Below are 26,689 nucleotides of genomic sequence, written 5' to 3'. Positions count from 1 at the left end.
TCATTGAATTCAATCAGCCGTACAGACGCCCATAAAGTATTTGCTGATTTATATAGAAAATCAAGACCTCCTGAGCAGCAACAGCTAGTTGATGATGCAATCCAAAGATCCAATGATGTTTTTATTCGAATCGATCTAATCAAAAAAATAGATGAAGATTTCCAAAGTCAGTTAAGGGCAAAATCTGCGCTTCCAGAAGAGACTCCCCGACCTAAAAGAGCTGAACCGAAAAAAGATAGTGGCAATCGTGGAACAAGCGCATCTCCAAAACAAAATAAACCGAAAAACGATGACCCAAAGAAAAAGAAAAAAGACGCTCCAGTAACTGGAGGATTCTTAAGTGTTCTATTCGGCGGGAATGCGAATATTATAAAATTTGCAAAAGACACTGAAGCAGTTGATATTGGTTTGTTTGGACGAAATCCAACTATATCTGGAAATGTTGAGAAAATTTTCAAATACCTAAAAGAAGATCAGATCATTGCGACAATTCAGGCTCTACGAATCTGTGAACAGCAAGGGTGGAGAATTTGGAATCCTTTAGTCTATAATGTAATAAATAATTTTAATAAGTTTTTTAATTCTTTTATATCCTTGGATAGTTTGTTCTTGGATAGAATCTCTCCTGAAGTTTTCTTAGATCGATCACTCAAGATGCAGATGTATTATACAAGATTGATATCTAGACCAGATTCAAAGGATATTATTCTAGACCATGTTCCAGAAATGGTCAAACAAGATGAGAAACTAAATGCTAAGCTTGCGAACATTTTGTCTGGGCTAAACTACGGACTCGCCCTAGAGACCACCAAACCCAAATTAACCGAAGCAATCCAAGCATTCTATATTGTTGTTCATAAAAAAATGATGGAATGGGAAGATATCACAAAACTTCTCGCAGTTCCTCCAATCAATGAGACTCGATTCCAAGCATCACAAGAAATTACCAAAGAAGTAGAACTAACTATTGCAAGGTTATCGGATGAAATCTCCACAAAGCTTCACAAGAGAGATGAACTTGTTGGACTAAAGAATCGCTATTTCAAAATTGATGATAAAGGTAAGATCTCCTTTGATTTCTTAGGATTGGTGATAGAGGACTATTTTTCTCATCATTATCCAGAAAATGTTAATACGGACGGAATTAAGGCTCAATACAAAACCATGCCGCATAAGTTGGTATATCTATTATTACGAGATTTTCAATCTGTTTTTGTGAGTATACTCGAAGGTTATATCAAAGTTGGCGATAAGAACCAACAAAATGATGTGATTGCGATTCAACCTGGACTTTTCAAATCTGAAATCGAAACCATAAACACAATCATTCGTTCCATAGATGCCTTTAATAGAAAATACCCAAGCTTTCAATATAGCTTTGGTCAATTTTCAAAGGACTATTCATCAGGAGCAAGTGACCAGATTGCAAGTAATATTCTAGGAGTATTAGCAGAAGCAGCAGATTTTTTTGGCAAATTTGCTGTAAAATTAAATGTAATCGTCGAGAACCATTTGCTTGCAAAGCAGTATGAAGCGGAAGGAACTCTGCAAGATAAGATTCATCAAACCAAAGAAAAAGTAATCGAAGAAATAAAAATTCTCCATAGATTTATTCCGCATTATGATTCAAGAATCGTTACTCGTGATCGAATCAATGGAATGATGATTTCAGACGTGTTCATTACGATGAGTAAGCTTCTTTTTAATTATGCTGTAATTTTCAAAGATAAACTAACAACTTCTAAACTCACACAAAATCGTAGATTGGAAGATGAATTGCAACAACTCAACAAAGAATACGAACGACTCACTGGTAAAGGTTTTGAAAAATCTGCTAAACCGGAAAATCAATTGGGAGCCGAAGATTCTTCATTGGATTACGACGAGAATTAATTTTGAGAGTTTTAACAGGAATCCAATCGTCAGGCAAATTGCATTTAGGAAATTACTTTTCTGCAATTCAGAAAATGCTATCTTATCAATCCAAAGAAAATCTATTTCTTTTTGTTGCGAATTTACATTCTCTAACAACGTTTAAAGACAAAAAAATTCAATGGGAGAATACTAGAAATGCTGTATTGGATCTACTCGCTCTGGGAATTGATCCTAATAAAACAGTTTTTTGGATTCAATCCGATGTGCCCGAAGTAACAGAAATCACTTGGTATCTTAGCATGGCGATCATTACAAGCCAGCTCTCCCTTGCTCATTCATTCAAAGACAAGACCGCTCGGGGAATCACACCAACCGCTGCTTTGTACAACTACCCTATTCTTATGGCGGCAGATATCCTTGCGTTTCAGGCAGAAAAAGTTCCCGTTGGAAAAGACCAGAAGCAACATCTAGAATTTGCTCGAGACATTGCGATTCGCTTCAATACAACTTATGGCGAAGTTTTCACAATTCCAGAACCGGATATTGAGGAAGGAACCGCTCTCGTCCCTGGAATCGATGGAGCAAAAATGTCCAAATCGTACGGCAATACAATCAACTTTTTTGATTCTGAGAAAGAAATCAAAAAGGCTGTGATGTCGATTGTAAGTGACTCCGCAGGAATTGACGAAGCTAAAGATCCAGATAAAAGTGTTCTCTATGCAATCTATTCTTTATTCTTATCTAAAGACGACAAACTCCTATTAGCTGATCGATTCAGAACACCTGGACTTCGCTATGGCGATGTAAAAAAGGAATTGTTGGAGAAAATCCTAGAACATTTTGCAGATTTCCGAACAAAAAGACTCAGTCTACAAAATGATCCAGACTATGTAAGAGAAGTTCTTGCATCTGGTAAAGCTAAGGCAAAATCTTATATAGATCCCACGTTGGAAAAAATCCGAGAAAATCTCGGTGAACTTAAGTTTTTTTAATAAATAGAATCTTAGTCTCGCCCAATCAGGAAATTCCTAATTGTGGAGAAATATCTACCTCGATCCGGAATCGCGATTTTAGCCGCGGGAATTCTCTTCGCAGAATTTTTGGTATCCACCTATACAATCGAAAATACTCAATTCACAACTTCTAATCTCGAGAATGTTCTAATACAGAAATTAAAATATTCCGATCCTATTTTTCTAATCATACAATCTAAATTATTTATATATTCCTTTATTCTGATCAGTTTACTTGTTCTCCATGAAAGTTTACATCGATTCCGAATCTTAAAAAAAATCAACCTCCGAAAAATCTCCATAAAAGGAGATAATAAATACATTCATAAATTCATTCTTGGAATCTCGATCGGTCTCCTTGTCCTAGCGTATAGAAACGCTCAAACAAAAATCAATCAGGACTCACTTGATCAATTCTTAAGTTTACTTAAGAAAGATAATTCGGAATGGACAATCACACCTGGCTCGATGATTCGCAAAGGAATCTATCTGAGCAAATGGGAGAATGGGGATAAGCAATTCAATTTTCCATTGCAAATCTATAAACCAGAATCGATTTACAAAATGCAGTGTTTACCAGATTCAATCCAACCGCAAGATTTAAAAAATGAAAACTATTTACACAAAAGTCTAATCCGCTTTGGAAATAAATATTTTCGCATCCGAATACAAAATTGTAAGCAACTGGACGAAATAGATTATCCGAACATCTCCATAAAAAATAAGCTAGAATCAAAATTACAAAGCTATGGATTAAAAAAGAATGAACTAGCAATTGCTATGGGTTTGATTTTTGGTGATTCAGGATATTTAGACCGAGATTTCTACCAAGCAGCTCTAGAATCAGGAACCCTTCATCTTTTTGCAGCATCAGGATTGCATATTGGAATTCTAATTGGATTTCTATATTTTATTGGAAAGTATTTATTCCGATTCAATTATTACTTAGCTTATAGCTTCCCATTGATTCTAGCTGCGTTCTATTTGTATCTTTTAGCATTTCCAGTATCACTCACTCGAGCTTTCTATTTTGCTTTCTCTTTGGTAGTAAGTAAGATGATATTTAGAACCATCAGACCGATTGATTTACTTCTTACAAGCGCTCTCGTTGTATTTTTGTTTCGTGACGATATGTATCGTAGTATCGGATTCTATCTTAGCTTTTCGGCAGTTGCCGGAATTTTCTTCCTGAAACCTGCATTGGATTCTATTTTATTTTTTGGAAAAAAAACAATTATAAGTCAAAACTTGACTTTAACCCTTGCGGCAAGTTTTGGCACTTTCTTACCAGCTTTTACTTATTTTGAAGGTTTCAGTTGGGGTGGAATTCTCAGTAATTTTTTTCTTGTCCCGCTGACATCAATCATATTACCTTTTTTGTATCTGAATATATTTCTCGATTGGTTCATTCCTCATAGCTTAGTTACCTATCTCTGGGTTTTACTCAACTCTTCTTTGAAATTTCTTTCCTTCTCAATGAAATTCATATCGTATCATTTTGGTTTCTATAGAAATTGGGAAGCTAGTCTTGAAGCTATAGTCATCTATTCTATTGCTATAAGTTTTTTTCTATTGTTATGTTATGAAATTATTAGCAAAAATCAAAATAAATATTCTAAAACTGATTCCTCGAAAAGTACAGAACAAAAAGTCAAAAATTTATGGTTTCATCGAATATGCTTTTTCCTGGGATATCTATTCATCATAGGCTTTTTTATCTACGGCCATTCGCAAGGTAACGACATCCGAGATCCGAAGAAAGATGGAATCTATCATCTTAGCAATGATTCGTATTTTTTGATACAAGGCAAAAACGGATCATTAGGAGGATATTGCGGAAATGATCAAGAATCTCTGAGACGAAATATCCATTTCTATACATGCAAAAATTTAGATTATCTCTATATAGATCATTATTCTTGTCTTGCCTACGTAAGTTTCTGTTTTGCAAGTAACAAAGATTTAAAATTCTTAATTGGTTCCCGAAAAATTCGACTCGATCATCTAGAAATTCCCGAAGGACAGGTTGTAAAAATAAAGAAAAATTCCTTCTATTCAATTGCAGGTGAATCTTTTCTTTTCTTTAAATCTGGATTCGATCCGGATTGGCTTCCCAAATACATTGCAAAAAAACATCCGCATGGAACGATTATATTACAGAAACCTGAAATAAAAAAAGATCCAACAAACTCAAAAAAGTCAAAACTCAAAGATCTACCTACTGAAAAATCGCTTGGGTTATCCAAGCAATGGAAAATTCTAAACTTAAATGACATCTCAAGATTTTCCTTATTTCAAGCCGACAGAGATACGAAAAGTTCTGGAAGCGAAGGGAGTGAGCCCACGGAAATCTTGGGGCCAGAACTATTTGATTGATCGCAATATTGTTGATTCAATATTTGAGACTATACCGAATGATATTCCGAATACTACAGAATCTCTAGCCGAAATTGGAATTGGTCTGGGCGCATTGACCCATAAGATTCTCGAATTGAACCAGCAAACCTATCTTTTCGAAATTGATCCAATCAGTTGTAATATTTTTCGTGAAGGGATTGGTCACAACCAAACAAATATTATGCTATACGAAGGAGACTGCCTTGACTATCTAGACAATCTCAATGGCAAAAAATCATTTGTATTTGGAAATCTACCCTATTATATAACATCGGAAATATTAACAAGATGCATAGAGAACCTAGAAGACATGACTGGCTTCCTTTTTCTCGTGCAGAAAGAATTCGCCGATAGGATTATGGATGAGGTATCATCTCTCTCCGTCTTTATTCGTGGGTTCGGAACTCTTAAAAGATATAAGATAGCGAAGAAAGGATCCTTCTATCCTTCACCGAGCATTGATTCAGCTTTTATTCTATGGATTCGACACAAAGAACAATTGTTCATTAATAAAGAACAAATTCAAATTTTCTCATCTTTGCTTCGAGCATCCTTTTGGGGCAAACGTAAAAAACTCTCAACATCTATAAGAGAAGCTCCGGAAGATTTATTTCCCAACCATACTGAACATTCTGTACTTAGAAAACTTTTCTTAGACCAAATTGAATCATCTGGGTTGCTAGACAAAAGACCGCAAGAACTAAAACCTGAACAGTTTATACGGATTGCTCAAGATTCCATTCAACAATTGAAATGATACAATCGATATTCTATGACTAAAAGAAAATTCCTTAAATCTAAAATATAGATTTATAATTTTTCATTGGTTTAGGTAAGATTATTTAACTTCAAATTTCTATATTTTCCAAACATTAAACTTTTTCTTGACAAAGAATTGAATTCGAATTAACATTCATCTCACGATGCCAGAAAATTTTATTCCGCCACCTTATGTGACTTTCGCCATTCCATTTTTTTTCCTATTGATTTTTATAGAGATGGGAATTGGATTCTTCAAGAATAAAAATTATTATCGAATCAACGACTCTATTACAGATCTCTCAACTGGAATCCTATCTCAACTTTGGGGACTGTTCCAAAAGGGTGTTTCTCTCTTTGCATATTTTTATCTCTATGAGAACTTCCGCTTAGCTACAATTCCCATTGAATCTGTTGTCGGATGGATTGCTTGTATAATACTATGGGATTTCTGTTACTATTGGTTTCACCGTGTCTCACATGAAGTCAATCTTTTCTGGTCTGGACATGTGATTCACCATACTTCGGAAGAATACAACCTAATCGTTGCTCTACGACAATCTGGCATTGGTGGATTCTTATCCTGGATATTTTATCTTCCCTTAGCGATTATTGGATTCAATCCTTGGGTATTCCTTGCTGCAGGTCAGATCAATTTGATCTATCAATTCTGGGTTCATACAAAAGCAGTCAAGTCTATAGGTACTGTAGGTGAATTCATACTATCAACACCGGCGCACCATAGGGTGCATCACGCAATCAATCCGAAATACATTGACCGTAATCATGGCGGAATATTCATTATTTGGGACAGATTGTTCGGAACTTTTCAACAAGAAGAAGAGGAATGTGTTTACGGTACTGTCAAGCCACTAGGAAGCTTCAATCCTGTCTGGGCGAATTTCCACTATCTCTTAGAAATTGCAAAAATGAGCTGGAAAGCAAAAGGAATCACAAACAAAATCAAAGTATGGTTCAAGCCACCGGGTTGGATTCCTCCAATGAAAGAAGGTGAGCAAGCGGTCTTTTTGAAGCCACCTGAAGTGGATCCTAAGAAATATGTTAAATTTGATCCAAGAATAGAAAATGGAATCAAATTTTATACACTGGCTTGGTTTGTTCTAACATTGATTATATCCTTTATGGGATTACTATTTGTCGGAAAGATGAGTCCAGAACAGATCATTGCTCTCACAATTTGGGTGACTCTATCCCTCACAAGCTTTGGATGGATACTTGAATCCAGATCCATTTCTATGATCTGGGAACCGTTTCGACTTTTGACAAGTTTTGGACTTTTGTACTACTTCACCAATGAGACAATCTATATAGCGAGTCTAGGATTGATCGTAGCATTGAGTATTGGGTTTATGTTTTTTAAAAGAAATATCTTTAGAGAATTGGGTTCAGAGCCAGAATTAATTGGATGAATTTTGGAATGGACTATATATCAAGAAGGTTGAGTCTAAATCAATATGAGTGAATCAATATACAATTTTGAAGTAAAAAACAACAAAGGCGAAACCAAAAGCCTAAGCGACTATAAAGGCAAAGCAATGCTTATTGTAAATACTGCAAGTCAATGTGGATTTACGCCACAATATGATGGCTTGCAGAATCTTTATGATAAGTTTAAGAACAAAGGACTAGAAGTTCTCGCCTTCCCTTGCAACCAATTTGGTGGCCAGGAACCTGGAAGTGATAGCGAGATTGCAAGTTTTTGCCAAATGAATTATTCATTGAAATTTCCCATATTTTCTAAAATAGATGTGAATGGAAAAGATACTCATCCTCTCTATAATTTTCTAAAAAGCCAGAAGAAAGGATTCTTGGGAACCAAGGATATAAAATGGAATTTTACAAAATTCTTAGTAGATAAAAATGGAAAAGTTCTAGAACGCTACGGCTCCTCAACGAAGCCAGAAGATATCGAAAAGGACATCGAAAAGATACTGTAGTTCAGTAAAATCAAGTTCTTTAGCTTTATTTCTCTAGGCACGATTTAACATCCAGAAGATTTTGGTCTCAGAATGGAAACCAAACGAGTCCTCTATCTTCTGGGATTGATCTGCTTTCATTATTTCTCATCTTTGTCATGTATCAACAATGATCGCCTAACGTCATGGGAAATCACAACTCGTATCCAACCAATTATAGACTTTAAAGCAGATCAATGTGGAAGCCGCCCAGAAATTCCGCTCTGGTTTACAGCGGAGAGACCTGCAAATGAAGTTGAAGAATGTGAGAGAGCAATGCTTGCTGTCTCTTGTCCATTTAGAGCCTATCCTTGGGCATGCTTGAGGATATTTTGAAATCTTTACCTAATATAATTAATTATTTTAAATCCAAGACATATTTTATCTTGGATACTTTTACTAAAATTCTCAAGGCAATTATTATTATATTTATAATAAATTATTTTATTTCCAATCAACTATTGGCTCAAGCCAATGAACTTAAGATTGAAATCACTGTTATAGATAAAGTTGGAAACGAACCACTTGCTGAGACAGAGATCATCGTTCTAGAGTTAGGCAAAAGATTTCAAACAAACAAAATTGGTAAGCTATCAACTTCAGTTCCCAATAAAGGAAAATACAATATTCGAATTTTAGGAACCGGTGGGATAGATAAAAGAACGATTGATGTTCAATTTAGCGGACAGAAATTCAACCTTTTCTCGACCAACGAAACCCAAGGAATAGAAGTCAAAGGTCTCAAAGACAAATCCAATCTATCAAGTTATTCACTGTCGCAAGAAGAGATCAAGCGTATGCCCGGAACCCAAGGCGACTCTCTCAAAGCGATTCAAACTCTTCCAGGAATATTACCTGGCATTCCCATTGGACTCAATCCCACTCCACAGTTTAACGTAAATTTGACGGGACTTCCTTATTCCAATAGTGATCGAGGTGATTTTGTGCTTCGAGGTGCAGGACCAAGAGCTAACCAAACCTATTTTGATGGTCTCCCAGTAAGTTATCCTTTCCATCTCGGTGGTCAATCCAGTGTCTTTAATAATAACATAATATCTGATCTTGAAATTTTGACCGGAGCCTATTCGGTTCGTTATGGTTATGCGACCGGTGGTATCATCAACGTTGAATCCAAAAAAGAAGTGAATAAGAAAAAAGTTGTTTTGAATCTCAATACATTCTTATCGGATGCCTACGTAGAGACACCGCTCTGGGAAGGAAGTTATATGTTAGTTGGTGCGAGAAAATCTTATCCAAATATTTTTCTGCTTCAAGTCTATCCGCAAGGTATCCCTGAAGATTCGAAGTATGCAGATTTTCAAGATTTCCAATGGAAATTCGCAACTAAATTGGGACAAGACCATACAATCAGTCTTACGTTTTTGGGTGCTCGAGATATTCAAGGCTACAGCCGAACCCAAGCAGATTTTGAACGAAACAATGGCAATCCAGACAATAGGCCTCCAGTTGGATTGGATCGTCAATTCTATACTCAAGGTTTTGCTCATGAATGGAAAATCAATAATTGGATCCGCCATAATTTTCGGGCTTCACGAAACAGTTTCAAAGAATACTATGAGATCAAATTCGATAGTCCAGTTACCGCTGAAAATGTTTTTGGACTCAATAATACAACCACACAAGATTTATATTTTGTAGAAAATTCTATCCTATTGCAGATTTTCGAGCCATTTAGCATTGAAGCTGGAGGGAATTTTCGTGAAAGGAATATTGGACTTAAAGCTGAGAATATTACTTCACAAAGTAGCCTATTTGCAGAAGTTTTTGATGATCTTCTGAATTCTAGTCCTAGCTTTCGAGCATTGGTAGATGGAGATGGAATTCTTACCCGGGAACGAGGAGCTTTCTTGGAAGCAAAATTCAAATATGAGAATTTACTCATAATCGCAGGAACTCGCTATGATAATTACAACCTAACAAATGAAAAGAAAAACAGTCCTAGAGGTTCTATTGCCTATACTTTTGAGAAGACCAACACCACAATCCAAGCAGGTTCGGGTATCTTTCGAATCGCTCCTGTTGGAATCGAACAGATTTCCCTGAAATCAGGCAATTCAAAATTGGGAATGGAATCCGCCGAACATAGTGTTGTTGGCATCAGTCAAGAAATCGCGAATCGATACTCAATAAAAATAGAAGGTTTCAGAAACGTCTTCCGTGATATAGTTGTTAATGATAGTTATATACAAAACCCTTATGCATTGAAGAATAATCCGCGAGATTTTGTAGAAAGATTTGAATCTGTCCAAGAACAACCTTTTGAAACCAGAGGACTTGGTTATTCGAACCGTGGTTATGGATATTCTGAAGGAGTGGAAATTTTCCTTAGAAAGAATCCAGATCAGAGCCGAGTATCTGGATGGTTTGGCTGGATTTCGTATAGCAATTCTATTACTAAAAGAAACAACAACCAACCGAATCTAACAGAAGACGAAACAACAGACCGAGCAAGGGATAATTTCGGTAAAGAACTTCGATACCAAACTGTCATAAAAGAAGGCTATATAAATGTCTACGATGATGATAGCTATGAATTTCTATACAACAATGATCGAGAACGATTGTATGACCTGGATCGAACTCATATCTTGAGTGTTGTTTTCGGATGGAAACTTTCTCAAGACTGGCAATTGGGAGGTCGGTTTCGGTATGCTACAAGTGTTCCTGTTACGAAGCTAACGGGATCAAGTCGCGTGGGTCAAGCTGCAACTTTTGGACTCAATTTATACATCCCAGAATACTCAGAAGACTACAACAACCATAGACTTCCATCCACTCACCAATTAGATGTTAGACTAGATCGATTCTTTCACTATGGATGGGGATACATGAACTGGTATCTTGAGTTTCTCAATTTATATGGAAGAAGAAATCCTATATCCGAATTCTATGATAATACACTTACCTTCTCCAATGCCAATCCAACTTACAATTACGATACATTGAACTCTCCCTATATCCAAGGGAGTTTTAATGGCGGAAGGAAAATATACTATCCGATGATTCACTTCGGAATCGAAGTAAAATTCTAGAATCAATCTAGTCAGGTTCTTGAGAAATACTAATTCGGAAAAATTTACGAACAGCTAAATCCAAATTCAGTTATCAAGTAAGATTGAAACCTGCGCTTCTATTGAATCATCCATATCACAGAGAACTGAATCTGAATTCGAAAACTCTTAAGAGTTCTTAGGCAAACTCATAATCTTCTTTCGAAAATAACCTACAACATTGCCATATTGCGTCTTGTCATTTAACACAATATTGTCGACAAAATCAATTGTATCTTTTTCGAATACAAGGATTACAGTTGAACCCATTTCGAATCGACCCAACTCTCCACCTTTGTCAATTAGAATCGACACATCCTTGTAAGTTACCTCTTTGGAAAAACGAATCCAACTATTCGTAACAATTTTGTTATCGTAGGTTACCCTAATTTTACCAACGTTGGATGCACCGACCTTAACAACTGCGATCTTGCCATATTCAGTCTGTAAAAATGTAATCAATCGCTCATTTTTTGGGAATAAACTCTGAATATTCAAAACAGCTAAATCATTTACAGGAAATAATTTACCTGGTTCATAATAATAACCTAACACTTTGCCATACGATGGGCTATGAATTCTATGATAGTCCTGTGGAGATAAGTAGAAGGTCATAAATTTGCCATTGATAAAATCTTTCTTATACTTATCTGAGCCAATTAAGTCAGTAACCGAATAATCAATTCCTTTCGCTTGAATCACCGAAGACTCACGGATCTCTCCATAAGCAGTAATCCTCGCATCCACAGGGCTTACAATTGCATTGTCTGCAGAATCAATAATTCTTGCTTCGGCTCGCAATGCTCTTGTAAAGAATTGATTCAATGAGTTGTATTCTTGAATTTCAAGTTCCGCTTCATCCAAATTGATTTTGTATGTTTTGGCAAATGCCTTCAAGATCGGGATCATGATAAATCTCGGAAGATTCATCATAGAAAAAAGTCCAAAAAGCTTAGAAATAAAATTTTTCGGTAATATAGATAGTAGCACAAGATAGAAATCTTTTATAACTTCGTATCTTGCACCAGATTCTGTGATAAATTTATTCAATTCTAGACGAGCTTGCTTAACCATGAGAGCAAGCGATAGAATCAAAGGAAAAGATGTAATGACAGCCGCCGTAAATCCAATATTAAAGAAATAAGGAAGCACTTCATATCCATAGCGACCGATCAGAAACGAGGTTGCAAGTAGTGTTGCAACGAATAGAACTCTAAAAATATTAGAGAATCGATCGCCCATCACATAGAAAGAATTTTGTTCTCCAGTATAGAACCATCCAGCAAGCGATAAAAGACCAAATAGAATCAAAGAAGTATATAGAAATAAGGAACCAATTTCTAAAGGTTTAGAAAGCAATCCGATATAAAACTCTATCTGATCACCAGTTGATATGGCACCGTTAGTATAAAGTATATAAGCAAAAATAGGTGCAAATATAAAACTCTCAGCAAAAGTTGCAAGCATGCTCACCAAACCATGTTTAGCTGGATAATCTGTTCGGACAACTCCTGAGACTCCAGCACTTTTGCCAACACCAGTTTCTGTAGAAAGGAAAAACAGACCTGTTGATCCAGCCATAGTTTTGAATAGAAGAAAAAATCCACCTGCTGCAATCGACTCAATACGAAATGCTTCGTGGAAAATGGTTGAGAAAAAAGCTCCCACCATATCCTGTCCCGAAAACAGAATAAAAAATGATGTAACAAAAAGCACGATACCTGCAGGTGCAATGTATCCTGCAGCTTTACCCACACGACGAATCCCACCTAGAACCAATAAGACAAGGGCTGCTGCAATCACAATGGGCATAGCCATACCTTTGACCTGCAATCCTTGCTGCGAAATATAAGTTACCGCAATCATCGGATAAACTGCCCCGAATAACAAAACCGTGACGACAGAACCAAAACCAAAAGCCATCGCAAGCCATTTTGCCTTTAACGCTTTCTCTATAAAATACATTGGTCCGGATAGATATCTTCCGCTTGGTAACTTTTGTCTAAACCGAATGGCAAGCGTAGATGAAACGAATCTAAGTGGCATGATTACAATTGCAGCGATCCAGATCCAGACCATAGCACCGATACCGCCGACCATAAGGGCAAGAGCGGTTCCTAAAAATGAGCCCAACAACAAGGATGAACCAACTCCAGCGAAGAAGGATTGTGAATGAACAATTTGGCCTTTTGAGCCCTTTTCGTCCATATTGCCTGTTAAAATTTTCATTGAGAGAAAAAGGAAACGAAATTGGGGAAACCCAAGTCGAACAGTCATATACAATCCAGCGAAAATTAAGAGATAGAAGTACGGATTCAGGATGTCTTGTCCGAGAAATCCAAATTGTGTAGTGTTAAATATATTTTTATCCATGCAGTTTTAGCTCAATTTCTCAAGCTGGTTGAGAGTAACCCTGTGTCAAGAATCTTATTCATTCTATTTATATCCTTTGGAATTACTAGTAATTTGCTTAGTCAAATTGTCCTACAACCTGGCATGGTGAACCGAGGTGATGAAGAATCGGGACTGATCGAAGTGGGATTCAGGGCGGGACTTGGATTTCGAGCGAAAGATCGCTTCGAAAATAATTTGGAAAGTTTTACATCTACTTTCCAGCCTGGTGTCTACTCAAGAAGTCAAGTAGATGGATTCCGCACCATGACAACTGGTGAATTGTTATTAAGAACAGGAATTGGAGATAACCAAAGATTTGGAATCGCTCTAGGAACTTTGCAATATGATAAATCGAGTCTCACAGAATTGACCAGTGATGGTTTTTATACAAGACTCAATTTCAATCTCTACACGAACTACTTAATATTCACATACCATTATTTATGGGACTTCCATAAAAATTGGGGAATTGAAGGTGGAATGGGATTTGGTGCCAATGAGACTTGGTGGAGATCCGATGGATACGCTATTTCTGCTTCAGAGTATTTTCCGCAGAAAGGAACTCTTCGTGGAAATGGAATATCTTTTAGAGCGGAAGCGAGTTTGAATTATCGTGTAAGCGAGCTTTTTCTGATTCAATTCGGAATCTTAGTTGGAGTCAACCAAGTCGCTTCATTCTCTGGGTCTTGGAATGGCTCCGCTGCAACTTTTTATATTCGTGAAGATGGAAGAACCACACCTTTGTCACAATCTAGAGCTGTTGATTCAATAGTTTTAACAAATCAATTTGCTAGAAGTTTGGATATGAATACAAGTTATACCAGTTTGTATTTTTCAGGTATGCTAAGATTTTCTTATTGACTCCCCTTCCAAATCTAAGTGAATTGAAGTTGAAATGTCACAGAAAGCAATTACCATACCAACAAAAGAGCTATCACATCAGAAGATTATTTTGGCTGGCTGGTACAATTTTCTAAAAGAGACTTTTGACTCTGGCAAAATTTCCTCCGATGAATTCACTGATTTTCTAAGAGCAAATGTTGTCTACGATATGGATAAAGATCAAGTTGATCTTATCCTAACAGGAACTCAAGAAGTACTGGATGCATTTCGTACGCAATTATTCGGCTCTAAATAATTCTCTATGGATTTCTTACTTTATTTTTATTCATTTCTATTTCTGCTAATCATTGTAACTCCCTCAATTTTTCTAGTTCTCCGTTATAAAGAAAATTCTGCTTCACCATTTGGAGATACTCCGAATGAATTTGTTCTCAATTTGGAAGGAGAGAGACAGATCCTGATATCGAATCTGGCTGATCTAAAAGCAGAACAAGAAACTGGAAAAATGAAAGAGGGTGAATTTCGCGAATATTCCAAAGAAATTCTTTCGAGATTGAATGATATTGATACGAATCTAAGTGAAAGCAAAAATCAAACTGCCAGAATTTATAACAAATCTATAGGCGATTCGAAGAATAATCCGACTCCAATTTCTGCTAATCAATCGAATCAAGAAACACTTACCAATTACAGTCAGTCTAACAAAACTTCTGCGATCAATTTTTGCCCAAGCTGCGGAACTAAATCGATTGAGAATGCATTGTTCTGTCACAACTGCGGATTCAAATTCCCAGTGGCTTGATTCGCAAATTCCAATTCATACAGTTTCTTGTAGTAAGAATCTTGTTCAAGCAAGCTATCATGGCTTCCTGATTCAAGAATCTGCCCATTCTCCATATAATAAATCGTATTAGCAATTTTGACAGTCGATAGACGATGTGCAATGATTATCACGGTTCTATTCTTATATAGGGTTTGGAAGGCTACTTGTATTAAACGTTCCGATTCTGTATCAAGGGCAGATGTTGCTTCATCTAAGATGAGAATTTCCGGATCTAAAAGTAAAGCGCGTGCAATGGAAATTCTTTGTTTCTGCCCACCCGATAGCATAACACCTCTCTCTCCAACAATTGTATCAAAACCTTGTTCGAAGGCTTCAATAAACTCGGTGGCAAAAGCTTTATCGCAAGCATCCTTCAATTGGGATTCACTCGCATCCATGGATCCGTACATTATGTTCTCACGAATTGTTCCATTGAATAAAAAGACGTTCTGCGAAACGATACCAATTCGCTTTCGTAGATTATGAATATCAAGTTCACGAAGATCAATTCCATCCATCAGAATCTGTCCGGAACCTGGATCTATCAACCTTGGAATCAGATCAACTAATGTTGATTTGCCTGCACCGCTTTGTCCAACCAAGGCGATTGTTTCTTCTTTTCGAATTTTTAAATTGAGACCCCTAAGTGCAGGTTGTTCTGCATTTGGGTAATGATAATAGACATCTCGGAATTCAATTGAATCTTGAAGACGATCAATTTTTTTCGGATTCTTGACTTCAACTATGTCAATCTTTTCGTCCATGATATCAAAAACTCTTCCACCTGCAGCAAGGGACGCTTGAGCTAGATTGACCAATATGCTCATTTGCTTAAGAGGTCTCATGAGAAATATCAAGGTGATAAAAAACGCAAGAAATACACCACGGGAAAAACCGTTCTCTTCCATGAGATAGGCCCCAATTCCAAGAAAAATCACAGTTAGTAAAGCACCAGCGAAGTCCGTTATTGTTGGGCCAACTTGATGATAGAAATGTCCGCGAAAAGTTTTCTTATTCAAATCATCATTGACTTGGAAAAATCTTTTTGACTCAACATCTTCCCTTGAAAAGGCTCGAATAACTCGAATCCCGGATATAACTTCTTGGAGATCGCCATTTAGTGAAGATAGTCTCTCTTGCTGATTCTTGGTAGCTCTTCTAATTTTATCAGCTAACAGACCTACAGGTCCCATCAATATTGGAATTACAAAAAATACAATCAGGGTAAGCTTCCAACTTAGAAAAAACAAAATTAGTAAATGAGTAATTATATAAAAGAAATCATTGATAGCATCTTTCATATCGATTGAGATGATCTTGCCCATAGTCTCAACATCATTTATGATTCTACTCATCAAAATTCCCGTTTTCTCCTGAACAAAATAGTTCATTGGGAGTAGCTGCATTTTTTTGTATAAATCGTGACGTATATCTCTTACGGCTAATAATCCTGCTGAATTTATAAAATAAACCGTTCCCGCAAGACAGATTAACTTCGCTAGATAGATTGGAAAAACAATCATACAAAAAAGAAAAACCAACTCATCTGTTGTCATAGATGCAAACTTTTCATTGAGCTGTAATTTCGTTCGAGAAATATAAGTCTCCCATTCTTGCAGCCTTGCCATGGGTTCTGAATTCTTCCATTTGAGAAGATTGGCCTGATCTTTCTTGGTAATTGTAAATTGAAATTTATAGTTCTCACCACTACCTAAGGAATCAAAAATGGGAATTAGAGTTGTGAGACTTGCTCCGTTAAAAACCGAAACAAGAAATGACAGAAATATACCAAAAATCAAACGATACTTGTATTGACCAACGTATCCAAGCAATCTCTTATAAATACTCATCTATGAAAACCTTATCTCTTCTTCTTTGCCTGTTGTCCCTTCTTTTTTGCAGCGAAAAATCTACAGAAAATCCTAACGATGTGGTCGAAATCTCCTTTACAACAGATCCAACCAGTTTGGATCCAGTGCTTTCAACCGATCTGACCACAGAAAAATTGATTCGATTATTGAACTCAACTCTATACACATACGATAAAGCAGGTTCGCTTCAAAATAATCTCGCAGTCTCATCCATTGAGAACTATGAAACCTTAAGTCTAGATGTTCAAATAAAAAATCAAGTTTCGGCAGAGGACGTTGTTCAATCTATATACAAACTTATCCAGACACCTGGTCCACGCAAAGAAACATACAATATGATCCAATCGATCGAAAAATTAAAAGTTGGTAATACAGTACGTTTTAATTTAAAAAAGAATTATCATAAGAATCCAAAAAATATTTTCCATTCTCTAAAAATTGCACTTAGCTTTCCTGCAGCGTCCATTCAAAATCAAACCGGCGCATACAATTTGGATCAATGGAAAAAAGGGAATTCTTTAAAATTAGTATCCAATCCTAAATTTTTCGAAATCTTTCAAGACAAGAAAGGAAAACTTCCGAAGAATCTGAATATTCATATCATTCCTCAATCTACATCTGCGATATTTCTTTTTTCTAAGAATAAATTGGACGCACTCAAATTATCAGATTTTTTACTTAATCACAACCTAACAAAAAAAAATCAAGTCATAGCAAAGAAAGGACGTTCTGTTCAGTATGTCGCTATTAACCACAACAATGAATGTTTCGATCAGAACTTCCGAGAGGCAGTGAATCTTGCAATAGACCGAGAAAAAATTATCGATAAAATTTTAGAAAATCAAGCAGAATTAACTCTCGCAAGCATCCCAATATCGAGACTTGGCGACGAATACAAAAACAATAAGCAGTATCTTCCTCAATTTTCCCTCATGGACGCCAAAGCTCTATTAGAAAAATCCAAATGCTATCCAAGCTTACTCAATCAAGAATTGGATTTTCGAATGCGAGGTGACGATGAGAATCAATCGAAAGGTCGAGCTGTTGCTGAAGCATTAAGGCAACTCGGATTAAAAATCAAGATAAAAGGAATGGAAAAAGCTATTTTGTATAAAGAGAATGGAATGGGTCTTGGAGATTTCACCTTTCTTACTTGGTATGCAGACTATGAATCTCCAATGGCATTTTTAGATCCGGTATTCCATTCAGCAAAAGTCGGAAATGCTGGGAACAGAGCTTTTTACAAGAATAGCAAGCTGGATGAGAGCCTTGCAGAAAATGATATTCAAACTGCAATATCGATTCTTGTTCAAGATAAACCTTGGATATTCTTATGGTCTATCCAGGAGAACTATCTAATTTCTAAAAAAATTATAAATTATCCGGAATTGCTGGATTATCTATAAAAGGCTCATCCAATTCGACCCCACCTTCACGAACAGGTTCTGCTTGTTCTATAGAATCCTCCTTCGTGTTATTACCATTAGTCGTTGAAGGATTTTCTTTATCAATTTCATTGACTTCTGATTCTCCTTCACGCGCTTCAGGATCGTAATTCTCAAGAGTTGGACGAACTACTGCGATCTCTCTTCTTGGCGCACCATCACCAATATAATAGTATTGACCAAATAAGGGAAATTTACAATATCTAGGGTTCGGGATTTTAGGTTCAACTTTTTCTATAGCTTCCTTTGGATCTTTCTTTGCAGTCTTCGATTCTTTCTCTTCAGTTACAGGGCTACTAATAACGCTTGGAGTTGAAGCTAGAAATTCTTTCTCCCAATCTGTCTCCAATTGAGTTCCATCATCAGCGCAAATATCCAGCCTAAGAAAACTACCGTGAACTTCCGAGCTTATCAATTTATTTCCTAACTCAGTTCTCTTACCTAAACTAGAGGCAAATTTCCACCATACTCTTCCCGTAGTCCCAGATCCAGAACCAGGAAATGGAGCACCCCATTCATTTCCAATCCACACAACCGATGCGGCTCCAGGAATAAGTCCAGAAAACCAAGCATCTCGAACTCCAACAATATCGCCCCACTTCTTTCTCGCTTCTTTTGGGCTCTGCACAGTTCCAGTCTTGCCGCCCATTGGAAATCTTTCTTGCGAAGGTATGCGAATCGGCATAGTTCCCTCTTCAGTGAGTACGGATTGTAACGTATCAGTTGCCATAGCACATGCAATTGGATCTAATACTTGGTATGTTTCGGGTTGCAATAAATTGAAATCGTCTGTGGACAAATTGTCCGTAACTTTTCGTATTTTACGGGGAACTATTTTTTTCCCACCATTTTGAATTGTTGCGTAGATAACGGCAAGCTCCATCGGAGTCAACTCTCCCGAGCCTAGTGCCAGTGTTAGGTTGCGGTTGAATCTCTTCTTTATAGTCTCATCATCTAAAGAGAGAATCTCACCCAATTTATCAAAAAAATAATCTATTCCAATATCGTTTAATAATTTCACAGATATCGTATTAATCGATTGGGCAAAAGCATTTCGAACTGTGATTTCGCCTCTATATCCCGCATACCAGTTTTTCGGTGAATAACCAGCAAAGGAAATTTTCTCATCTATAACTTTAGATGAAGGATGCACCAATCTTTTCTCATAGGCCAGGGCATAAACTAACGCTTTTATGGTGGAACCTGGTTGGCGATAAGAAGTTTCAATCCGATTTGGTCGGTATGAAGTAGATATACGAAGATTGTTAACAAACACTTCCACTTCTCCAGAATCCGGAACCAATGAAACGAAGCTTCCTCTCATTCCTGATGCAATTTCGTTAGCCAGATCAGAACTTAATGGTTTAGGAGAGTTTTTTGTTTTTTTCTTGGGTGGATTCGCAAGTGCTAAAATTTCCGAACGTATTGCTGTGATTCCTTCACGAAGAGCTGTCTCGGCAATTTTTTGTTTTTCGTAGTCGAGTGTAGTATGAACGGTTATTTCACGGCCTTCTAAATCTTCTTCAGAATAATTATCTAAAATATAGCGGCGAATATCCAAATTGAAATCAGGAGCTAAGTTTATATTAAAATTTCTGTCATAACCTTTCGAGGCTATGCTGGAAGTAATTTTGACAATTTTCTCATCTTCTTTTTTCTCTTCAACTTTGTACAATTTCCGAAACTTTCTAATAGACTCATCTAATAAACTATCAAAATTCGAAGGAACCTCTGGTGCAGCAGGTCGAATGTTTGGATCCTTCGTCCGAGCCATCTCAACCAAAACGATACGTTGGCGACTGAGAGCAATATGCAATCGATCAACCGCATTGTATACAGAAGGTGCAGGAATTGTGCCAACTAACATTGCAGCTTCGGCAGGGCTGAGTTCAGATGCTGGTTTATCAAAATAGTATCTTGATGCTGCCTCAACTCCATAGTTATCTTGACCCAAATATATTTGATTGAGATACATTGCAAGAATCTCATCTTTGTTAAAATTCGATTCAATGTAATATGTTGCATAAACTTCAGTGAGCTTGTTGAATATATTCCTTTCACCCAAATTTAGGGTCAGCTTTGCAAGTTGTTGGGTAATTGTGCTTCCACCTTGCGAAAAACGGAAGCGAACTAAATTGACAACGACCGCTCGAAGAACAGAAATGATATTGATACCTGAATGGTTGTAGAACTCTCTATCTTCGGAAGATAGCAACGCCCATATAAACACTTTATGATCTTTTAAATTATCAGTGCGAATCGGTCGGAAATTTTTTCGGTAGAATTCACCAATTCGAACTCCATTTTTATCCAATATAACAATTGGTTTGGGCTGGAAAGCATCGTAGAAATTATTGATTTCACCGGAGAATTTATCTAAACTTTTTACAACTCGTGGTTTTTCGTTCTTCCAAGCTACATAGGATCCACCTAAGTAGAAGAATGAAAGAGCAAGTCCACCAATTATAACTCCGATCGTGATTGGCTTTCTTTTCTCCCATAGAAAAATAAAAAATCGAACTACCAGATTCTTAAGAGCTTCCAAAACTAGTATAACATTGTTTTTACGATTTATTTCATGATTCATATTATATTTTACCTAACAGCAATTCTGCTACCTCTGGAAATTTAGAAACTAGATGAAATTTTAATCCTTTCTTAACATATTCGGGAACTTCTTCAAGATTGCTAAGATTGTCTTTTGGAAGAATGATATTTTTAACACCAACTCTCTTTGCCGCAACAATTTTCTCTCTTAGTCCTCCAATTGCAAGAACTTCACCTGTGAGAGTGATCTCTCCTGTCATTGCAAAACCTTTCTTAACCACCCGATTGATTGCGAGTGAAAGAATCGTAGTTGCCATTGTAATCCCCGCACTTGGACCATCTTTAGGTGTGGCACCATCTGGAACGTGAAGATGAATGGACTTATCTTGGAATACAGTTCCATCTTTTACATAATTTTTTATATAACTCAAAGCTATATTTGCAGATTCTTCCATCATCTTGCCCAATTGACCAGTTAGGAAAATTTTCCCATCACCTTTAACGAATACAGATTCAATCAAAAGAGTAGTTCCACCAATGGATGTCCAGGCAAGTCCAAGGGCAGTTCCAGGAACTTGTGGATAAATCATTCGATCATCTACAAAAGGAGGAGAACCAAGTAATTCTTTTATATCTTTATCAGATATAGTCTTCGGTATTTTTTTGCCTTCAAGACTCTTCAATGCAAGCTTTCTTACAATTTTATCAGTCATTTTCTCCAGACCACGAAGTCCCGATTCTCTGGAATAAGAATTTATAAACGGAACAATGGATTTATTATCCAATTCGATTTTTTTATCTTTGAGTCCATTCCTATCAAGACTTCGAGTCCATAAGTATTTTTTGAAAATCTGAACCTTCTCATCGGTAATGTATCCTGATAAATTTATTATTTCCATTCGATCAAGTAAGACACGAGGAATTGTATCCGATGTATTGGCAGTTGCAATAAAAAATACCCCAGATAGATCAAATGGCATATCTAGATAATGATCTCTAAAGCTAGAATTTTGTTCCGGATCTAGAACTTCTAATAGTGCGGACGCAGGGTCTCCTTGGAAGCCAACGGACATTTTGTCCAGTTCGTCTAGCAGTATTACAGGATCTTTTTCTTTGGTAATGCGAAGTGCATTTATAATTTTGCCAGGCATAGCTCCCACATAGGTTCTACGATGTCCTTTGATTTCTGCCTCATCACGCATTCCACCCACAGAAAAGCGAAAAAATTTCCTTCCTGCAGCTTCGGCAACACTTCGAGCAATCGACGTCTTGCCAACTCCCGGTGGTCCAACCAAGCAGAGAATAATTCCTCTGCCTTTAGGATTGAGCTTATGAACTGCAAGAAATTCTAGAATTCTTTCTTTTACATCATCCAATTTATAATGATCTCGATCAAGAATTCGTCTAGCCTTAGTTATATCTATATTCCTTACAGGACTTGCCTCCCAAGGGAGAGCTTCTAAGGTATCAAGGTAATTTCGTAGAACGTTATAATCTGCACTATGCGGATCAGTTGAATGAAACTTTTCAACCTCACGTTGGGTCTCTTCAATAATTTGTTCATCTAGCTTTAAAGCCTTAAGACGCTCTATCAATTTATTGTATTTTCTATCCGATCGTTCTTGGTCAAGCCCCAACTCTGTTTGGATTGCTTTCATTTGCTCTCTTAAGAAATACTGTCTCTGCTGTTTATCAATTTTGTCATTGATCTGATCTTGAATTTTTCTCTGAAGATGAACGAGTTCAATTTCTTTCTTGAGATACAATAATACTTTTTCTAATCTATCACCAATTCTAAATGATTCGATCACAGATTGATATTCTTCTTTCTCCAGATTGAGAATAGAGCATACAAAATCTGCCATCTTACCTGGTTCATCCACGTTCATCATTGTTAGCTTCATATCTTCTGTGAACAGTGGATTGTTCTGAGCAAGTTCTTTAGTAAGAATTACAAGTGAACGCATCATCGCCTTGATTGCATTCTTAGAAGTTCCAAGTCCCTCTTCAGGATAGCTAAGGTTTGCCATCAAAAAAGGATTGTGCTGAGTAATTTTGCTTATCTCAAATCTTCGAATCGTATTAACGAGAATGTTAACACCACCATCTGGCAGATTGATTTTTTTTATTATGCGACTTACAATTCCAGTTTCGAACATATTGTTCTCAGAATCTTCAGGCGAATCATCTTTTTTGAGTAAGACTAGTCCTAAGAAACGATCTTTCAAGATTGCTTCTTCAACGGAGGCAACAAATCTTCCCATAGGAACCACAAGTGGAGTAATGATTCCTGGAAATACAGGTCTAGATTTCAATGGAAGCAAAAATGTTTCATGCGGAAGAAAATCCTCGATTTGAATTAAGTTACCTGGAATTTCTGAACTATTTGTATCTTGTGCGCTCAATGACGCCTCCGTTTTTATTTTTATAAGATGATATTTTCATGTCTAATTCTATATGAAACAATTGCTGATCACTCTACTTTTATTTAGCTCTTCTCTCTTCGCAGAAGAACTCAAGAAAGGAGATGTATTTCCTGAACTTCAATTAGAAGACACTTCTGAAACGGCACGTTTGATTCCATCAGACACTAAGAAAATTTTTTTCATTAGTGATATGACAGCAAGCAAAGTTATACATACTGTCCTCTCCGATAAACCAAATAATTTCTTATCCGATGCCAAATCTGTATTGATTTCGGATATTCACAAAATGCCTTCTCTGATTACAAGGTTTGTTGCCCTTCCCAAAATGAAAGGCTATTCTTATCCGATTCTTCTCATTCGTGATGATAAAACAGGGAGCTTATTTCCACACGAAAAAGAAAAGATTTCCTATCTAAGGCTTTATAAAGGCAAAATAGTAAGCATCCAATTTCTAGAAACTATCGAAGATCTGGAAAAAGCTCTCTCTGAGAAATAAATAAGAGTCTTCATACTGCGACCAATCTTAGAACTAAGATAATTAGATAAAAGTTAAGAGAACGGAATAGGCTAGGAGAACGGAATTTTTATACAGAATTCATTTTGTCCCGCAGAATGGCAGCTTTTTCAAATTCCAAATTTCTTGCAGCGACAAGCATGGCATCTTTGAGAGCATCCCTCAGTCGATCTTTGGTTTTGTATTTTTTTAGTGAGAATTCTCTGGTCACTTCATCCAAGGCTGCGATTTCTAAATCAATTTCTTTCTTTTCGTTAGGTAGAATATCATGAATATCTTTTACGATGGTGAGTGGAGTGATTCCAAATTTTGCATTATGACTTTCTTGAATGGATCTTCTTCTTGCTGTCTCATCCATTGCCTTCTTCATTGAGTCAGTTATTTTATCAGCATACAAAATTGCTTTGCCTTGGGAATTTCTCGCAGCTCGACCTATCGTCTGGATCAAAGATTTATAATTTCTTAGAAAACCTTCCTTGTCTGCATCCAAGATTGCAACCAAGGAAACTTCTGGCATATCCAATCCTTCTCGCAATAAATTGATACCAACTAACACATCAAAGATTCCTTTTCTAAGATCCCGAATGATTTCGACTCTTTCTATGGTATCTATTTCTGAGTGAAGATAGGAAATTTTGAGCCCGAGCTCTTTATAATAGTCTGTTAAGTCTTCAGACATTTTCTTGGTCAAAGTTGTAATAAGAACCCTTTCACCTGCAGCGATTCTTGCTTGAATCTCAACATATAAATCTTCCATCTGGTTGGTTGTTGGTCTTACTTCAACTATTGGATCAAGCAATCCAGTCGGGCGAATGATCTGCTCAACAACTTTTTTACTTCGATTCAGTTCGTAATCGGAAGGTGTTGCTGTAACATAGAGAGTTTGAGGTGTAAGAGATTCGAATTCTTTAAAATTTAGAGGTCGGTTATCGAAAGCACTAGGCAATCTGAATCCAAAATTTACCAACGTTTCTTTTCTCGCTCTGTCACCTGCATACATTCCCCCAACTTGAGGAATCGTTACATGGGATTCATCCACAATCATTAGAAAATCACCTTGGAAATAATCAATCAGACAAGCTGGCCGATCTCCAGCCGAACGACCTGTTAGATGCCTAGAGTAATTTTCAATTCCATTGCAATAGCCCATCTCAGAAAGCATTTCCATATCATAATTGGTTCTTGATTCAATCCTCTGAGCTTCGAGAAACTTATCTTGCTTATTAAAATTCAGTTTGGACTCTTCCATTTCTTTTCGAATGGCTTCAATTGCATCTTTTACTTTTGGTCCTGAAGTGATGAAATGCTTGGCTGGATAGATGATTGTTCTCTCAAGTTTCTCAATCACTTTTCCCGTAATCGGATCGAATTTCGAAAGTGATTCTATCTCGTCGCCAAAGAACTCAATACGCAGACCGGTATCCACATAAGATGGCATAAGTTCAATAGAATCTCCCCTTACACGAAATTTACCTCGAGAGAAATCGATATCATTTCTCTCGTATTGAATATGCAATAATTTTCTGATTACATCATCTCTTTCAATCTTGTCACCGGCATTGATCATGATTGTAGAATTCATATATTCTTCGGGACTTCCCAAACCATAAATGCAAGAAACCGAACTTACAATAATGACATCTTTTCGTTCCAATAGCGAAGAGGTTGCACGAAGTCTTAATTTATCTATCTCTTCATTGACAGACATATCCTTCTCAATAAAAGTATCGGAGGATGGGACATAGGCTTCTGGTTGGTAGTAATCGTAATAGGATACAAAATATTCTACAGCATTATTTGGGAAAAATTCTTTAAACTCACGAAACAATTGTGCTGCCAAGGTTTTATTATGACATAAAATCAATGTCGGACGATTGAGTTCGGCTATGACATGTGCCATAGTAAAAGTTTTACCCGAGCCAGTAACTCCGACTAACGTTATCGCATCGGAGCCGTCTTCGAAGGCTTGATTGATTTCTTTGATTGCATTGATTTGGTCGCCTGCAGGTTTATAGGCGGATACGATTTCAAATTTCTTCATTGCGATTGCAATATACGTTTTGCCTTGAAGCTCGCTTGTTTCTTATCATCTAATATTTCTAAATCTACTTGGTTAAAAAGTTTTTGCATAACCATCATTCCTCGCATCAATGTAGCAGTTGATGAGAATTTACCGCGTTTGATATCTTCTTCTAAATCAAATTCTTTTATATTATTGAGAAGTGATATATGAAAAGTTTTGCTACGATCAATTGAATATTCCACTTCAACAGAAGATCCATCACCATACTTAGCTGCGTTCTCAACTGCTTCCACAGTCGCAATTCCAATATCTATGATCTCTTCTTCATCAACGCCATTTCGGCGTAGAAAATATTCCAATCTAGTTTTAACATATTGCATGGGGGAGAAATCGAGTCTGCCTAAAATGTAAAATTTATCTTGGCTTGTGACTTTCTTGTAAAATTTGGAATCATCTGAAAGGAAGTATTCGCGTGCATCAAAACGTCCGGATACAAGGTTCCCTTCTGCTTTGTGTTTTTCTAAAATCTCGGCTACGTCTTTTTCGGATAAGATGACTTCGTCTTTGAATTTCTTCTGAATCTCCATGCGAATCCATTTGAGGAAATCCTGCACGTTACCCCCCACTCCCGTTTGCAAGAGAGAAGAAATTTCGTTTTCAAGATCCTTAGCAGAGAGGGGAAAAGCCATTCATTCCAAATATAGGGAATCGT

Annotated in this window: 19 protein-coding genes; 13 read left to right on the top strand and 6 right to left on the bottom strand. The window is 36.8% G+C overall.

The features are described 5' to 3' along the window. The first annotated feature begins 3 nt into the window (after positions 1-3). The 8 genes from O4O04_RS06200 (at position 4) to O4O04_RS06165 (ending at position 11,073) form a co-directional block, all read left to right on the top strand. A complete protein-coding gene (locus O4O04_RS06200; RefSeq protein WP_272534889.1) occupies positions 4-1,893 on the top strand; it encodes a hypothetical protein in 1,890 nt (629 codons plus the stop codon). Positions 1,894-1,895: 2 nt separating this feature from the next. Next, a complete protein-coding gene (gene trpS, locus O4O04_RS06195) occupies positions 1,896-2,867 on the top strand; it encodes a tryptophan--tRNA ligase (protein ID WP_272534888.1) in 972 nt (323 codons plus the stop codon). 42 nt (positions 2,868-2,909) lie between these two features. Beyond that, positions 2,910-5,264, top strand: a complete 2,355-nt coding sequence (locus O4O04_RS06190) for a ComEC/Rec2 family competence protein (RefSeq protein WP_272534887.1) — start codon at positions 2,910-2,912, stop codon at positions 5,262-5,264. After that, positions 5,257-6,042 (top strand): rRNA adenine N-6-methyltransferase family protein, encoded by a 786-nt coding sequence (locus O4O04_RS06185; protein WP_272534886.1) that lies wholly within the window; start codon positions 5,257-5,259, stop codon positions 6,040-6,042. The genes O4O04_RS06190 and O4O04_RS06185 overlap by 8 nt, the downstream gene beginning before the upstream one ends. A gap of 166 nt (positions 6,043-6,208) precedes the next feature. Further along, positions 6,209-7,474: a sterol desaturase family protein gene (locus tag O4O04_RS06180; RefSeq protein WP_272534884.1), complete on the top strand. Its 1,266-nt coding sequence runs from the start codon at positions 6,209-6,211 to the stop codon at positions 7,472-7,474. A gap of 45 nt (positions 7,475-7,519) precedes the next feature. Continuing rightward, positions 7,520-8,002 (top strand): glutathione peroxidase, encoded by a 483-nt coding sequence (locus O4O04_RS06175; RefSeq protein ID WP_272534883.1) that lies wholly within the window; start codon positions 7,520-7,522, stop codon positions 8,000-8,002. A gap of 72 nt (positions 8,003-8,074) precedes the next feature. Further along, positions 8,075-8,356 (top strand): hypothetical protein, encoded by a 282-nt coding sequence (locus O4O04_RS06170; RefSeq protein ID WP_272534882.1) that lies wholly within the window; start codon positions 8,075-8,077, stop codon positions 8,354-8,356. Next, entirely contained in the window at positions 8,353-11,073 is a 2,721-nt protein-coding gene (locus tag O4O04_RS06165; protein ID WP_272534880.1) for a TonB-dependent receptor plug domain-containing protein, read from the top strand. The genes O4O04_RS06170 and O4O04_RS06165 overlap by 4 nt, the downstream gene beginning before the upstream one ends. A 147-nt stretch (positions 11,074-11,220) precedes the next feature. Here the strand turns inward: O4O04_RS06165 and asd are convergent, their stop codons facing one another. Continuing rightward, a complete protein-coding gene (asd, locus tag O4O04_RS06160; RefSeq protein ID WP_272534878.1) occupies positions 11,221-13,464 on the bottom strand; it encodes an archaetidylserine decarboxylase in 2,244 nt (747 codons plus the stop codon). Positions 13,465-13,506: 42 nt separating this feature from the next. On the opposite strand from asd, the gene O4O04_RS06155 reads away from it, so the two are divergent. The 3 genes from O4O04_RS06155 to O4O04_RS06145 are packed head-to-tail and all read left to right on the top strand — an operon-like array spanning position 13,507 to position 15,130. Then, positions 13,507-14,346, top strand: coding sequence for a hypothetical protein (locus tag O4O04_RS06155; protein ID WP_272534876.1), 840 nt, complete (start codon positions 13,507-13,509; stop codon positions 14,344-14,346). A gap of 34 nt (positions 14,347-14,380) precedes the next feature. Next, complete coding sequence (locus tag O4O04_RS06150) at positions 14,381-14,623, top strand: hypothetical protein (RefSeq protein ID WP_272534875.1); 243 nt, start codon at positions 14,381-14,383, stop codon at positions 14,621-14,623. A gap of 6 nt (positions 14,624-14,629) precedes the next feature. Continuing rightward, the gene (locus tag O4O04_RS06145; RefSeq protein WP_272534874.1) at positions 14,630-15,130 is read left to right on the top strand and encodes a zinc ribbon domain-containing protein; all 501 of its coding nucleotides are present in this window, start codon (positions 14,630-14,632) and stop codon (positions 15,128-15,130) included. Here O4O04_RS06145 and O4O04_RS06140 read toward each other — a convergent pair. Beyond that, positions 15,097-17,001: an ABC transporter ATP-binding protein gene (locus O4O04_RS06140; protein WP_272534872.1), complete on the bottom strand. Its 1,905-nt coding sequence runs from the start codon at positions 16,999-17,001 to the stop codon at positions 15,097-15,099. The genes O4O04_RS06145 and O4O04_RS06140 overlap by 34 nt on opposite strands. A gap of 2 nt (positions 17,002-17,003) precedes the next feature. Between O4O04_RS06140 and O4O04_RS06135 the strand changes: the two genes are divergently transcribed. Next, complete coding sequence (locus O4O04_RS06135) at positions 17,004-18,428, top strand: ABC transporter substrate-binding protein (RefSeq protein WP_272534870.1); 1,425 nt, start codon at positions 17,004-17,006, stop codon at positions 18,426-18,428. Here the strand turns inward: O4O04_RS06135 and O4O04_RS06130 are convergent. After that, a complete protein-coding gene (locus tag O4O04_RS06130; protein WP_272534869.1) occupies positions 18,394-21,054 on the bottom strand; it encodes a transglycosylase domain-containing protein in 2,661 nt (886 codons plus the stop codon). The genes O4O04_RS06135 and O4O04_RS06130 overlap by 35 nt on opposite strands. Before the next feature lies 1 nt (position 21,055). Further along, positions 21,056-23,419 carry an endopeptidase La gene (lon, locus tag O4O04_RS06125; RefSeq protein WP_272534867.1) on the bottom strand — a complete coding sequence of 788 codons (2,364 nt, stop codon included), beginning with the start codon at positions 23,417-23,419 and terminating at the stop codon, positions 21,056-21,058. Between the two features lie 52 nt (positions 23,420-23,471). Here lon and O4O04_RS06120 point away from each other — a divergent pair, with 52 nt between their 5' ends. Further along, positions 23,472-23,936, top strand: coding sequence for a hypothetical protein (locus O4O04_RS06120; RefSeq protein ID WP_272534866.1), 465 nt, complete (start codon positions 23,472-23,474; stop codon positions 23,934-23,936). An 88-nt stretch (positions 23,937-24,024) separates the two neighbouring features. On the opposite strand, the gene uvrB is transcribed toward O4O04_RS06120, so the two are convergent. Next, positions 24,025-25,995 (bottom strand): excinuclease ABC subunit UvrB, encoded by a 1,971-nt coding sequence (gene uvrB, locus O4O04_RS06115; protein ID WP_272534864.1) that lies wholly within the window; start codon positions 25,993-25,995, stop codon positions 24,025-24,027. Next, complete coding sequence (locus O4O04_RS06110) at positions 25,992-26,666, bottom strand: ATP-binding protein (protein ID WP_272534863.1); 675 nt, start codon at positions 26,664-26,666, stop codon at positions 25,992-25,994. The genes uvrB and O4O04_RS06110 overlap by 4 nt, the downstream gene beginning before the upstream one ends. Between the last annotated feature and the right edge of the window lie 23 nt (positions 26,667-26,689).

The sequence above is a fragment of the Leptospira sp. GIMC2001 genome, assembly GCF_028462125.1.
Lineage (GTDB): Bacteria > Spirochaetota > Leptospiria > Leptospirales > Leptospiraceae.
The sequence above is the reverse complement of the archived record's forward strand: the minus strand, read 5'-3'. Positions and strand labels throughout refer to the sequence as shown.